The organism is Sporosarcina sp. FA15 (genome assembly GCF_051550195.1).
Lineage (GTDB): Bacteria > Bacillota > Bacilli > Bacillales_A > Planococcaceae > Sporosarcina > Sporosarcina psychrophila.
In genome coordinates this window covers 935,297-949,387 of the sequence record NZ_CP188818.1, presented here as the reverse complement: position 1 = coordinate 949,387, position 14,091 = coordinate 935,297, and the positions used below count along the sequence as shown (strand labels likewise).

The window sequence follows — 14,091 nt, the reverse complement described above, 5'->3', positions numbered from 1 at the left end:
TCCACAAAGCGTCGAAGCGGTATTAGGGGGAATCCTAATTCATTCCAATTACAAGGACATTTTCCGAGATTCAAACTCCTATATACAGAAATGAAAATAACCCTAAGCACTCCATAAAAGGAGCCCTTAGGGTTATTAGTTGAATTAGTTGAAGAAATTGATTATATATCCTATTAGAATACCTATAACACCGAAATCAGAATCACCAAAAGTTGTACCTTCAAATCCAAGTGAACCTAGAACGGGCATCAACATTGCGGGAAGGAAACTGATTAACAATCCTTGTACAAAAGCACCAATTATAGCACCTCTACGCCCACCCACTGCGTTGCCGAATACTCCGGAAGCAGCTCCACAGAAGAAGTGTGGAACGAGTCCGGGGACGATAACAGCTAACCCTGCAAGCGGTAGTAAAAACATACTTAACAGTCCTGCTGCAAAGCTTGATAAGAATCCAATGATAACTGCGTTTGGTGCAAATGGGAATACGATAGGAACGTCTAATGCAGGTTTCGCATTTGGAACAATTTTATCTGCGATTCCCTTAAATGCAGGAACGATTTCCGCTATTAACATACGAACACCCGCCAAGATAATGAATACACCCGCGGCGAACGTAATTGCCTGTAACAAAGAGAACACTAAGAAGTTTGCACCATCGCTCAGGTTTTCTTCAATGTATGTAGGACCAACAACCAAAGCAACCACAAAGAACATAATTGCCATTGTTAATGCCAATGCTACAGAAGAATCACGTAAGAACCCAAGTGATTTTGGCACTTTTACATCTTCAGTCGATTTCGTTTTGTCTCCAGTCAATTTAGCAACTTTAGCTGCTACAAAATAACCGAATGAACCGAAGTGACCTACAGCAATATCATCCGAGCCCGTAATTTCTCTTACTGTAGGTTGTAGCATTGCAGGTAGTAGAACCATTAATGCACCTAAAATAAGTGAGCCTACGATTACTATCATTACACTACCCATGCCCGAAGTTGACAGAACAGCAGCAAGTAAACAGGCCATGAACATTGTGTGATGCCCAGTTAAGAAGATGTATTTAAATTTCGTGTATCTTGCTATGACTATGTTAACCAGCATACCAATTAACATAATCATAGCTGTTTCAGCACCGAAAGCAGTTTGTGCCATAGCTACAATTGCTTCATTGTTCGGGATAACACCTTGAATATTGAATGCTTTTTCAAACATATTTCCGAAGATGTCAAGTGAACCTACTAATACAGCCGCACCTGCTCCAAGAATAATGAAGCCCATTATGGTTTTTAATGTTCCAGAAACAACATCAGTAATTGCTTTCTTCTGCAATAGTAAACCAAATAAAGCGAACAAACCAACCAAAATGGCAGGTGTTCCTAAAATATCCTTCATTATCAGATCAAACATATTATTGCTCCCCTAAGATATGAGAAGTCAACGCTTTCTGGATTTCAACTGCACTGACCATATTAATGATACCAATTGTTTTTCTATTACCGTCTTGCAATTGTTCCATAATTTCAGGGGTACCAATGTAGTAATCAGCTGCCTCTGATTTTGCACTCGCTAAGTCCATATTTTTGCATTCGGCATCAATATTCAATTCTTTTAGTGCTTTATTTACGTTCATTGACAGAATAAAACTCGTTCCTAATCCGTTCCCACACACTGCTAAAATTTTCATCTTATATTCCTCCTATGATTGATTGTTTTAATCGTACTTTTCAATTTCTTATATAGAACGTTACAAACCTACTGAACTGAGAACTCTGAAACCAAGTCAAGAATATCCTGTTTTGTCTCCGCCTCCTTTAAATGTTGCAATTTAATAGGATCACTTAACAACTTTGTCAATTGAGCCAACGCCTTTAGGTGTGTTTGATTATCAATTGCAGCTAAACAAATAAATATTTCAACTTGATTGGCTTCACTGTTTAATAAGTGTGCAGATTTTTTTAGTTTCAACAAGCTCATTCCTAATTTTTTTACACCGAATTCTGGGCGTGCATGTGGGATTGCAATTTGCTCTCCAATGATAATGTACGGTCCCATTGTCTCAACGTTCTCAATCATTACGTCAATATATTGATTTGTAATTGAATCGTTTAACAGTAGCGGTTCTGCTGCTTTCTTGATTGCATCTTTCCAATTTTCGATTTCATCCATAAATTGAATATTTTCTTCGATTAATAAATCTTTTAGCACCGGTTGTTTCCTCCTCGTATTCAAGCTATCCTTTTGAAATAACGCGTGCTGCAATGCACTTTTTAACAACTCTGGCTGTTTGATGTCTGCATATTGGCGAACGATTTTCATTAATTCATCCGAAGTTGGATAATGGTAAGGCTGTTGAAGCGTCATCCCTTTTACCGTTTGGACGAGTTCATTCTTTTCCATTTCGCTCATGATCGGTCTAATCATATACAACGGTTTTTTTGTTTTAAGTAAAACAGTGGAAAATACTAAATCATACTTCGCTTCATCGAGATGCTGAAAGTCATAGGATGAAAGCGATGAAGTCCAATGAAATTGCGGAAAAAGCGATTTTAATTGGTTTTCTAGCATTATGCTGGAACTAATCCCATTTGGACAAACAATTAGAGCCCTGAATACTTTACTTTGACTCTCACTATCCAGCTTAAGTAACCCACCAAAATGAAGGGTGAGGAAGCCAACCTCATCTTCAGGTATTTTAATATTCAGCATTTCTTCAATAGGTTTTAGTACTTCCTTTACAACTGTAAACAAATCATGATGCTCTTCCTTAATTTCAGCAAGCAACGCATTTGTAATTGGTATTTTAAAGAGCATTCGGTAATAAGCCGGTTTAAAATGCAAATATAACGTTTCAATTGCTTTGTTTCTATCTAGCAATTGGATACATGCATAACGTTCAAAACTAACAACAATTTGTTCCGTGATTTCAAGCAGAGTATCAGTCCTAGTAGGGCTAACTTCTCCTTGGCATATACCGAGCAGCTGGATTGTTAGAAAGGAAACTTCTTCAGGGTGAGTCGTATATCCTAAACGTTGCTGAATCAATCCCGAAACTATGAAAGCTTTTTTCTTTTCTAGAAAACTCACCGTATCCGGATAAATCAACACCCTTTTTTGTTGCTGTTGGCGAATATGGATCATTTGGAGTAAGTAAATAAATTCATCCAATCTTTCTTCAATGAATGTAAATGAATATTGCTGTTCAAAATCCTTCAAAATTCGCTGATAAAGATCATATTGATTCTCAAACTGTTGCTGCTGAAATATAAAAGTGAATTTCTCATGTGCATGTGGCTTAACTTTCAATTTTGAAATCGCCTTGAGCATCAAATTCCGCTTATCTTCTTCTGATCCTTTTAAATGATATCCTTGCTCACGTGTATAGCGCATCTCAACTCGGAAATCGATACAAAACCGATTGACCCGTTTTACATCTGCACTGACAGTATTTTTACTAATTCCAAAAGTATTTTGAAAGTGAAAATTAGAAAGGGGTTCGCGCCTGATAAAGGTATATAACAAGATAATGATCACGCGTTCTTCCTGGTCAAAAGAAAATTGATTTGTTGTAAAATCTGTGTTGTTATCTTTCCAATAATTAATAACCTCAGGTGGGATGAGAATTCGGTCATTTGAAATGCGAATCGGTGACATTCCCTCGCCAATTAAGTAGTTATTTATTTTTTCTACATCATATTGAAACTGACGTCCGGATAAGTTCAGCATGTCAATAAACCAGGATAGCTGTACTGGCTTCAATTTCATTAATTGGAAATATGTATTCAAGCTTCTGCTCTCCAACATAACTAGCTCCCCCTTACAAAAACTATACTCGAAAACGCTTTCACTTAATATTACATTTGGTCACAAAAGTTGTCTGAGTGTTCGTGTTCTATTGGTATTCACTTTTCTATCGTATTTAACTTTGGGCATTTCCACTTAATTTTAGGGATCTATATATGTTGAACAAATGAATACGGCGTATGCGCTTTACAAGGGCTTTTGGGAGGCCACTAAAAAAGTCCCAATACTTAGAACTAATTAGAATTCCCACCAATACCGCTTCGACGCTTTGTGGATGGTCTATGTAAGAAAGAGCATTTCATAATTCGTGATGATATCTACAACCTGGTCTGCGTCTTTCTTGAATAGAATTAGTAGCAACTAGTAATCACATTATAGTCTCGGCATATACATCTCAAAATCACATTTCTCTCGATAATGAATACCCTAGTGCAGGCGCGGAAAAGGCATCTCCAAAGCGCCGAGTGTTCTACAATCCACACCCCGAAATACAACTCTCTCCTTATTGAGCGCCACAGTAAATTCAATGGATTCTTTAATTCAACATATATAGTACTAATACGTTAGTCCCAGGCACCCTTCACAGCGAGCCATTTGATAACAATAATTTGACCATATAAACTTTCAAGTACTCTTAAAATACTTCAGTCAGAACTCCTTTATTGTAAAACATAAATACATGAATTGAGACCGAAGTAAGTAGACTTTCTTCCTCCATCCCCAGAAAATAGTATGCCCTTTTCAATGGACGATACGAAATCCTCTGGTCAATCAGACAGCGTATTCCATGCTCGTCCTATAATTTCCAAATCCTCTCCAAGCATAAACAGGCTCTTGCTCTTCATCCGCTAAAGAGACTGTAAATATCATATATTCATCAATGTATTCGATCGATATACAGCGCTCTTGAAACTGATCGAAGTTTCCAGCTAGCTGCTTGTGGCATTTAGCATACACTTGCAATTCAACCTGACCCAATTTTCACCGCCAAAACACAGTACTGCTGCCCCAATTATACCTCGATTTCACTTTAATTCACCAAGGAAGCTTTAACTCCACTGACACATCAAACTTCATAAAAACATCGAAAAATATGGCTTTGTCGATTAATCCATGTGACACATCGTCATAATAATCGAATAGATTGAGCGGGGATCATTGGTTTAAAGAACTTGAAACTAACTTTCAAAGGAAGCAATTGAGAAATTCAGAAAGATGAATTGATTTTATTGCTTAATATAGAGTGCCACATGTGAAAGTGATTTTGTTTGGTATCCGTAGGTAGCATCCACTAACAAAAACGACCTCATCTATAAATAGATGAGGTCGTTTTTGTTAGTTAGATCAATTAATCTTCTTCTATTTCTTTACGGTTTTTCTTGAAAAGCTTGGATAATAGTTCGTAAGCGATCGGAACAACAATCAGTGTCAATAACGTTGAACTGATTAAACCACCGATTACTGTAATACCAAGACCTTTGGAGATCAAACCGCCACCGCCGCCTGATCCAATTGCTAATGGAATTAGTGCACCGATCGTAGCAATCGCAGTCATAAGAATTGGACGTAAACGCGTCACACCCGCTTCAAGAACTGCTTCACGCATTTTCAAACCGCTACGTTCCATACGGATAATACGGTCTACTAGTACAATCGCGTTCGTAACAACGATACCGATTAACATTAATAGCCCCATCATGACCGATACAGAGATTGTTTCACCCGCGATTAATAAACCAACAAATGAACCAATGACTGCAAATGGTAACGAGACGAGAATCGCGAATGGTGCGACGCCCTCACGGAATGTTACAACCAGGATGAAGAAGACAATTGCTACTGCCGCAAGCATTGCCACAATAAGTTGTGTAAATGTTTCCGTCATATCCGCTGCCACACCAGCAACACCGACCGTAACACCTTTAGGTAAATCAAGTTTATCAATTGCTTTATCTACTTCAGATGTCGCTTTTGAAATATCAGCATCAATGATTGTTCCTGAAACTGTTGCGTAATATTCACCTTGGCTTCGAGCAAGTGCATTTAACGTTGTCCCTTCCTCAACTGTTACCAGCTCAGAAAGTTTCATTGTCGTACCGAGTGCTGTCGGTATCTCTGTCGCCAAAAGATCATCGATTGATTTTGGTTGTACAGCTTCTTCTTGCTGCACAATTACTTCTAATGTATTTTTATCTTTTTCAACCGTTGTTAATACATCGTTTGTACGCATCGGGTTTAGCATCATGACGATTTGCCCCGTTGTTAAGCCATACTGCAGTAATTCATCTTGCTCTACTTTGAATTTGTATTCAACGTAAGCATCTTTTGCACTTGAAGAAACATCTTCTAAGCGATCGTTTTCATTTATAACACCTTCTACCATTTTTACAGCTTCATTTAGTTTATCTAAATTTTCACTGTAGAATGTGTAGCTAACCCCACCCGTAGGCATTGACATTGAAGTGAAGTCTTGGCTCTTCCATTCGCCTGATTGACCAATGTCGAACACATAGTCTTCAATTTCCGTACGAGCTTCCGCAAAGTTCTTCATATCCGGGTCGAAAATGAGGTACATTAAAGCGCCACCAGATCCTCCGCCCATCATCGCGGACATTGCATCGCCGGAATCAGTAACAGATAGTTGAACAATGTCAATATCTTTATTTTTCAATAACTTTTGTTCTACAATTTCAATATTTGCTAACGTATCTTCCATTAGCTCGCCTGTTTCCGGCGTGTACGTTAAGTACATCACTTTTTCTTCTTCACTACCCATAAAGCTAAAACCAATTAATGGCGTTAATGCCACACTGCCTGCCAACATAACGACAGCAATTAGTGAAGTAATGACTTTATGGTTTAATGTCCAGCCCAGAACACCTTTGTACCATGTAGCTAATTTACCGACCTCTTTATGGCGGCTTTCTGTCTTTTCACTATATAACTTTTTCTTAAATAAGAAGTGAGATAATGCAGGTACAATTGTAATGGCAACAATTAACGAAGCAACAAGCGCAAACGTCATTGTTAATGCAAACGGTAAGAATAGCTCACCGACCATACCACCAACGAAAATAAGTGGCGCAAATACCGCAACTGTCACTAATGTTGAAGACATGATTGGTTTGAACATTTCAATCGTCGCTTCACGCACAAGTGCCCGGCCTGATAATTTTTCTGTTTTTAAATGCAAACGACGATAAATATTTTCAACGACGACAATCGAGTCATCGATTACACGTCCGATGGCAACCGTAATCGCACCAAGCGTCATAATATTTAACGTAATACCCAACCAGTTTAGTAACAGTAAAGCCATGAAAATCGAAACTGGAATGGATATGATCGAAATAATTGTTGATTTGAAATCACGAAGGAACAGAAGAATGATTAAAATGGCGATCAAACCACCAAATAACGCTTTTTCAATCATCGTTGATACTGAAGCTTCAATTGGCGCACCTTGGTCAAGTGATACATCGATGACAAGACCGTCTATTGTTTTCTGTTCTTCTTTAATTAAGTCCTTCACAGCGTTTACAACATCAACTGTGTTTGCTTGTTGCCCTTTAATAATTTGAATGGCAATGGCATTTTCACCGTTTGTACGTGAAACCGACTCTTCTCTACCTACGACATCAATTGTAGCAATATCGCTAAGCTTCACAAATGGTGCTGTGTTTGTTGCGGATGGTGTTACAGGAATAAGCATTTCCTTTAATTCATCAGCAGTCATGAACTTGCCGTCTACTGAAACAGCTTGCTCACCTTCTTCAAACTCGTAAAGACCCAGTGACACAGCTAAATCACTTGCTTCGATCATTTGCTTGACTGTATCTGGCGTTATGCCCAGTGCAGCCATCTTTTCATCTTTATACGTAAGTTGCACTTCTTCAATATGCTGACCTGCAATCGTTGCAGATGCAATTCCATCGATTTTCTCGATTTTCGGAAGTAGTATTTCCTCTACTGTTGACGTTAATTCAACAATATCTTCTGTTTGACTACTTACACTTAGTGCGACAACCGGCATCATATTCATGCTAATTGCTGTAATCGTTGGCGCTTGTGCTCCTTCTGGTAAAGACACTGCATCTAGTGCGGAAGTTAATGCACGTTTCGCCTCTTCCATATCTATGCCATATTCGTATTCCACTTGAATACTTGACATATTAGAATAAGAATTTGAAAAAACGGCTTTCACATGTTCAAGATTGTCTACCGCTTTCTCTAATGGAATGGAGACATCTTTCATCACTTGCTCTGGAGTAGCTCCAGGATAGACACCCATTACCATTAAGTAAGGAATTGATATATCTGGCAACGTCTCCGTTTTCATTTGTGTACTTGAATAAACTCCAGATACAACAATGATGATTGTTAGCAACCAGACTGCTAATTTATTCTTTAGGACAAAATTGACTAACCCTTTCATTCTTACACCATCCCTTAATTGACTTTGCGAACTCAATTATTTATACTAATGACTAACGAGTCAGTTGTCAACAATAAACCTTAGGAGCGAAAAAACATAATGATAAAAAAACAATTAATTATGGATAAAGCTTTAGAGCTTTTTGCAGAAAAAGGCTTTGAAGCTACCTCCGTACAACAAATAACAGCACATTGCGGGATTTCTAAAGGCGCCTTCTACCTATCTTTCAAGTCAAAGGACGAATTGATTTTAGCATTGATTGATCATTTTATGATCCAATTTATAACCAGTATTGACTATGAAGTCAATACCACGAAAAATGATGAAGATTTGTTATTCAATTTTTATTACACGACTTTCGATTCTTTTCATAAGCACTCTGACTTTGGCAAAATTCTTATTAAAGAACAAATGCAATCATTTAACGAAGAGTTCATCTTAAAAATTCGTGCATACGATCAATTGATGGAGAAAGTAATTTTATCGATGGTTGAACGATTATACGGCGAAGAAATTGAACAGATAAAGCACGATTTAATTTACTGCATTAAAGGCTTTATGAAAAACTATTCAGAGTTATTTTTATTCTATAACTTGCCATTAGATTCGAAATTACTTGCTCAATCGCTGGTTGAGAAAACGAATATACTAGCCAAGCACATTACCCTTCCATTTATTTCAAACGAGCTAGTTCAACTGTTTAAACAACCAATGCAGGAAGAAACAACAAAGGAGCAAATCCTTGAAATCATTGAACAAAATATAAAAGAAATTGAGGATTCTATTGAAAAAGAATCGTTAATTCTGCTTAAGCAACAGCTACTTAAACCTACTTTAAGTCCTGCTCTTGTGAAAGGGTTACTCGAAAACATTCGAAATCATCCTCATTGTAAATGGGTGGCTTATTTACTTCGGAATTATTTTGGGTTTTAAATGACACAGGATTAGACTTTTGTGCAGGTCAAATGTACTCGCCATTAATTATGGAAATACGAAACAAATCCTTGAATCTGCTCGGAATTTTTACAAAGATAACACTGACTTTAATGATAAAATTACCACTATTGATAGGAACGATGAAATAATTGCCCCAAAATCAACAAGACATAGTTGAGGACGCAACAAAAGCGTTAATGCAAGCAGATAAAAATACGATAGTCTATCAGACAAATAATGAACGCATTGTTATCAAAGTCCGAAAATCTACTGAGCTAAGAGGATTGGTCAGTTGAAAATTTGTATGAAGGTGTGCTACTTCTCACTTCATTTGAAATCTCCTTTAAGGGAAAACAACAACACTAGTGAATATCCCATAACACAATACTACAAAGAGCCCTTGGAAACTCTTACTGGAGTTCCCAAGGGCTCAAAATCTATTAAACATACTATTCAAATATAGGGCATTGTTTTGCTAAGATCTACGCTAAGAAAAGGACAACGGGAGCGTGAAAAATCAGTTGCAAAATGGAATATCCAGCGCGATCTTTTGCTTTGACATCAAGGACACCCAATAAAGGTAACATAAAGAATGGATTTATCATGTTGGGAAGTGCTTCTGAAGCATTGTATACTTGCACAATCCAGGCCATGCTCATATTTAATCCTTTTGAGGCAGCGAGCAAGTACGGCGCTTCCACAATCCACTTTCCACCGTCTGAAGGGAGTAACAACCCTAGAATGGCTGAGTATATTCCGGCAATAAATGGAGATTAGGTATTAAAACGAAAAAAGATGCGTATAATTCTTTTACGCTAAGAAATTTTCTGCAACTATTTACAGAAGATAGCTCTTTCTCTAAGTGAAAGTATTTATATACTAAATTAGGCATATAATTACGACACAATTCAGTATTAAGTGAGTAGGATATAAAGAAATTCCGAAATCAACGCGAACCCAGCCTTCTTAACTAACGCAATGCTAATACGTACCTAATACATCTGTTACAACACCTAAAAAAAACGCTTGGATATTTAATATCTAAGCGTTTTTGAATAGATTGGCTACAAAATCCTAAACTTAAAATCTTACTTGCTACTATGCCAAATACGCTTCGCGGACTTCTTCATTAGTAATCAAATCATAGCCGTTTCCTTGAAGTTTTATTTCTCCTGTTTGAATAACATAACCTCTATGCGCAATTTGCAGCGCTTGATAAGCATTTTGTTCCACAAGTAAAATGGTTATGCCTTCTCGATTTAATTCTTTTATGATTTCAAAAATTTGTTCCACAATTATTGGGGCAAGCCCCATTGAAGGTTCGTCTAGCATTAATAAATCCGGTTCCATCATGAGTGCTCTCCCAATGGCAAGCATTTGCTGTTCCCCTCCGCTCATCGTACCGCCCTTTTGCTCGATACGATCTTTTAATTTCGGGAAATAGTGAAATACTCTTTCCATTCTTTCATTAATCACATTTTTATTTTTCACAGAGAATGCTCCCATTAGCAAATTCTCCTTAACCGACAGTTTCGAAAAAATCCTTCTACCTTCGGGAACATGAGCAATTCCTAATAAAGTCGTTTCATGGGCAGGCTTGTTTGAGATTTCCTGTCCATTATATATAATGTTGCCAGTCTTTACTTTCACCAATCCGCTTATGGTTTTTAGTGTGGTTGATTTTCCAGCTCCATTACTACCTATAAGTGTTACAATTTCTCCCTTTTTCACTAACACGTCTATACCCTTTAAGGCATGTATACCACCATAATAGGATTCAACATTTACTAATTGAAGCATATAGTGTCCCCCTATCCCGTTTGAATAGCTCCCGATCCTAGGTATGCTTCTATAACCTTTGGATTATTTCTGATGTTCTCAGGCTTACCTTCCGCAATTTTTTCGCCATGATCCAATACAACAATATGTTCGGAGATTTCCATGACGAGCTTCATATCGTGCTCAATCAAGATAACGGTTAGATTGAATTCATGTTTCATGCTCTGTATAAGCTGAGTTAGATTTTTTGTTTCTTTTGGATTCATGCCTGCCGCAGGTTCATCTAATAATAAAACCTTTGGATTAGCAGCAAGGGCTCTTGCAATTTCCAGTCTTCTTTGTGCGCCATAGCTTAGATTACATGCTTTTTCATTTAAAAGATGAGCTAGTCCTACATATTCCAATAAGTTATATGCATTCATTTCTGAAGCCTTCTCTTCCTTCCGAATGGCAGGAAGATTTAATAAAATACCCATTAGACCTGCTTTTAAATGGGTATGCATACCAACGAGGACATTTTCAAGTACTGACATTTCATTAAACAAACGGATATTTTGAAATGTCCTCGAAATCCCTTTTTTTGAAACGTCATGCGGCTTTAATCCGTTTATTTTTTCATTTTCAAGGAGGATTATGCCCGACGTTGGCTGATAAATACCGGTTATCATATTAAAAAATGTTGTTTTTCCAGCACCATTCGGTCCAATAACTGCTGTAATTGAGTTTTTCTCTACTGTCATTGATACATCTTGATTTGCTGTTAGACCGCCAAATTTTTTTGTTATATTTCGAACTTCTAAAATAGACAATTACTGCACCCCCTTCTGCTACAGCTTCTCATTTTCCGATTGTTCCTGCGTTGTTACTAACTTAGCTTTCCTATTTACTCCTTGTAAATCCTTTTCGATAAATATACGGTTTTTTGCTGGCAAGAGTCCCTTTGGTCTATATAAAGCAAAGAGGATTAATAGGGCTCCAAATATGAAACGTTGCATTTTAGCTGGTGATAATGCATATGGAATCGAAATTATCCCCGACAAGCTTAGTTGATTTAACCAATTTGTCATTTCCGTCAATACTTGGAGATTCAGAATCGTCATAACGGCCGCCCCAAGAATAACGCCCGGGACACTTCCCATACCACCCAAAACCACCATTACTAATATCGTAATTGACTCAAGTAGTGTAAAGCTTGTAGGGTCTACAAATGCTTGTTTAGCAGCAAAGACGACACCCATCATCCCTGAGAAGGTAGCACCAATCGCAAACGCCATTAGTTTTGTCCGAACTAAAGGTACACCCATAGCTTGAGCAGCTATTTCATTTTCCCTAACAGCCTTCCACGAACGCCCTATTTTGGAGTGTTCAAAACGACGAACTGTAAAGATCGTGAAAAATAGGAGAACAAGTACAATGTAATAAAATTGGCTAGGATATAGGAAATCGATCCCAAATAATCTAGGTGGAGTTACGGAAGAAATTCCCATTGCACCGTTTGTTATATTAATGGGGCGATCTAGATTATTAAATATAATTCTAATGATCTCTCCAAAACCTAACGTAACAATAGCTAGATAATCTCCCTTAACCCGGAGAACTGGAATTCCAAGTAGAATTCCAAACAACGCAGCTACCAATCCACCTATGATAATAAATAGCCAAAAGCTTTCTCCCGATAAAGGGAAAGTTCCAAATGGCATAAAATTAGATGCTTGCGCTGTAGCAAAAATACCATATGTGTATGCCCCAACTGCGAAAAATGCTACAAAACCCAAATCAAGAAGCCCAGCCATACCAACTACAATATTTAATCCTAAAGCCATAGCAATATAGATACCAACAAGTGTCGAAACTTCCATGTAAGATTGATAAGCATCACCATTACTAGCTGTGAACGGCAGTAAAAACACTAGTACAAAACCCGCTATCAACCATTTTGTGAGATTAGTAAACTTTGTAAAATATAGTAGTAATAACGAAGTTAATAGAAGTAGAAAGGCGGCAACTGACTTCTGTGCCGTATATAAACTTAGTGATGTAACTCCGATGTAAATTAGAAGAAAGATTCCATGCGCAAGTTTGTTTTGTTCATATTTTTTCCATAGAGTTTTCAATCTTCTCACCTACACTTTCTCAGTGACCGGTTTGCCTAATAAGCCCTCCGGTTTAAAAAGTAACACGATGATCAATATCGCAAACGCAAACACATCTTTGTATTCGGCACCAAATACTCCACCAGTTAAAAGTGTTAAATTAGCAGATGCAAACATTTCTAATACCCCAAGTAGTAAACCGCCAATCATTGCGCCACGAATATTTCCTATGCCCCCTATTACTGCCGCGGTAAATGCCTTCAACCCAAGAATAAATCCAATATAAGGATCTATGGTTCCGTATTGTACAGCAAATAATACCCCCGTTGCGCCCCCAAGAGCAGATCCTACAAAAAAGGTTATTGAAATAACTTTATTCACATTTACTGTCATCAAGGAAGCTGTTTCTCGATCTTGTGCAACAGCCCGCATCGCCATTCCCCATCTTGTCCTATTCACAAATATATCTAGAGCAATCATCATAATTACCGCTGTAACTAACACAATAATAAATGATGTTTTTATAGATGCATCATTAAAAATGGAACTTATGGAAGAAGTTTTAATCAAAACTTGTTCTGTAAAAAGACTAGGTCCCGTTACAATGTAGTTTCCTTTTGTTAATTCTGCTATGAATCTTACAATATCTTGTAATAAAAATGAAATGCCAATCGCTGTAATAAGCGGGATTAATCTAGGTGCATTGCGTAATGGTCTATATGCCAATCTTTCAATACCCATCCCCAAAAAACCTGTAAGGAAAGCAGTTACAATGAGTACAATAATTAGCATAACAATGGCAGGTAGCGCCGCCCCCCATCCAGTGCCTGTCATAAAGATTAATAGGGCTGTCCCAATAAAAGCACCTGTCATAAAGATTTCCCCGTGTGCAAAGTTAATTAATTCTAATATCCCATAAACCATTGTGTACCCTAAAGCAATTACAGCATACACAGTTCCTAGGGCAAGGCCATCAATCAAGACTTGCGGGATCGTTTGTATTATTTCGTTCAGCATAAGCTACCTCCTTGTCCAAGGTGTATAAAA

The 14,091-nt window shown here is 37.6% G+C and carries 11 protein-coding genes; 1 reads left to right on the top strand and 10 read right to left on the bottom strand.

Features of this window, described 5'->3' with window-relative positions; genetic code table 11:
• Positions 1 to 144: 144 nt before the first annotated feature.
• From ACP8HG_RS04540 to ACP8HG_RS04520, 5 genes are all read right to left on the bottom strand, one after another.
• Entirely contained in the window at positions 145 to 1,407 is a 1,263-nt protein-coding gene (locus ACP8HG_RS04540; RefSeq protein ID WP_067208586.1) for a PTS ascorbate transporter subunit IIC, read from the bottom strand.
• Position 1,408: 1 nt separating this feature from the next.
• A complete protein-coding gene (locus ACP8HG_RS04535) occupies positions 1,409 to 1,684 on the bottom strand; it encodes a PTS sugar transporter subunit IIB (RefSeq protein WP_067208583.1) in 276 nt (91 codons plus the stop codon).
• A gap of 68 nt (positions 1,685 to 1,752) precedes the next feature.
• Positions 1,753 to 3,801 (bottom strand): BglG family transcription antiterminator, encoded by a 2,049-nt coding sequence (locus tag ACP8HG_RS04530; RefSeq protein ID WP_438298257.1) that lies wholly within the window; start codon positions 3,799 to 3,801, stop codon positions 1,753 to 1,755.
• Positions 3,802 to 4,572: 771 nt separating this feature from the next.
• Positions 4,573 to 4,779 (bottom strand): hypothetical protein, encoded by a 207-nt coding sequence (locus ACP8HG_RS04525; RefSeq protein ID WP_438298256.1) that lies wholly within the window; start codon positions 4,777 to 4,779, stop codon positions 4,573 to 4,575.
• Positions 4,780 to 5,149: 370 nt separating this feature from the next.
• Positions 5,150 to 8,236, bottom strand: coding sequence for an efflux RND transporter permease subunit (locus tag ACP8HG_RS04520; protein ID WP_438298255.1), 3,087 nt, complete (start codon positions 8,234 to 8,236; stop codon positions 5,150 to 5,152).
• Positions 8,237 to 8,335: 99 nt separating this feature from the next.
• Here ACP8HG_RS04520 and ACP8HG_RS04515 point away from each other — a divergent pair, with 99 nt between their 5' ends.
• Positions 8,336 to 9,169 (top strand): TetR/AcrR family transcriptional regulator, encoded by an 834-nt coding sequence (locus ACP8HG_RS04515; protein WP_438298254.1) that lies wholly within the window; start codon positions 8,336 to 8,338, stop codon positions 9,167 to 9,169.
• 485 nt (positions 9,170 to 9,654) lie between these two features.
• Here ACP8HG_RS04515 and ACP8HG_RS04510 read toward each other — a convergent pair whose 3' ends face one another.
• From ACP8HG_RS04510 to ACP8HG_RS04490, 5 genes are all read right to left on the bottom strand, one after another.
• Positions 9,655 to 9,906, bottom strand: coding sequence for a TIGR00366 family protein (locus ACP8HG_RS04510; protein ID WP_438298253.1), 252 nt, complete (start codon positions 9,904 to 9,906; stop codon positions 9,655 to 9,657).
• Between the two features lie 364 nt (positions 9,907 to 10,270).
• Positions 10,271 to 10,972, bottom strand: coding sequence for an ABC transporter ATP-binding protein (locus tag ACP8HG_RS04505; RefSeq protein WP_187047565.1), 702 nt, complete (start codon positions 10,970 to 10,972; stop codon positions 10,271 to 10,273).
• Positions 10,973 to 10,983: 11 nt separating this feature from the next.
• Entirely contained in the window at positions 10,984 to 11,760 is a 777-nt protein-coding gene (locus tag ACP8HG_RS04500; protein ID WP_067208570.1) for an ABC transporter ATP-binding protein, read from the bottom strand.
• An 18-nt stretch (positions 11,761 to 11,778) separates the two neighbouring features.
• Positions 11,779 to 13,065 carry a branched-chain amino acid ABC transporter permease gene (locus ACP8HG_RS04495; protein WP_067208567.1) on the bottom strand — a complete coding sequence of 429 codons (1,287 nt, stop codon included), beginning with the start codon at positions 13,063 to 13,065 and terminating at the stop codon, positions 11,779 to 11,781.
• Between the two features lie 9 nt (positions 13,066 to 13,074).
• Positions 13,075 to 14,061: a branched-chain amino acid ABC transporter permease gene (locus tag ACP8HG_RS04490; RefSeq protein WP_187047564.1), complete on the bottom strand. Its 987-nt coding sequence runs from the start codon at positions 14,059 to 14,061 to the stop codon at positions 13,075 to 13,077.
• Between the last annotated feature and the right edge of the window lie 30 nt (positions 14,062 to 14,091).

Coding starts and splice junctions, on each gene's coding strand:
- ACP8HG_RS04540 (WP_067208586.1), bottom strand. CDS start 1,407: ATGTTTGATCTGATAATGAAGGATATTTTAGGAACACCTGCCATTTTG.
- ACP8HG_RS04535 (WP_067208583.1), bottom strand. CDS start 1,684: ATGAAAATTTTAGCAGTGTGTGGGAACGGATTAGGAACGAGTTTTATT.
- ACP8HG_RS04530 (WP_438298257.1), bottom strand. CDS start 3,801: ATGTTGGAGAGCAGAAGCTTGAATACATATTTCCAATTAATGAAATTG.
- ACP8HG_RS04520 (WP_438298255.1), bottom strand. CDS start 8,236: ATGAAAGGGTTAGTCAATTTTGTCCTAAAGAATAAATTAGCAGTCTGG.
- ACP8HG_RS04515 (WP_438298254.1), top strand. CDS start 8,336: ATGATAAAAAAACAATTAATTATGGATAAAGCTTTAGAGCTTTTTGCA.
- ACP8HG_RS04505 (WP_187047565.1), bottom strand. CDS start 10,972: ATGCTTCAATTAGTAAATGTTGAATCCTATTATGGTGGTATACATGCC.
- ACP8HG_RS04490 (WP_187047564.1), bottom strand. CDS start 14,061: ATGCTGAACGAAATAATACAAACGATCCCGCAAGTCTTGATTGATGGC.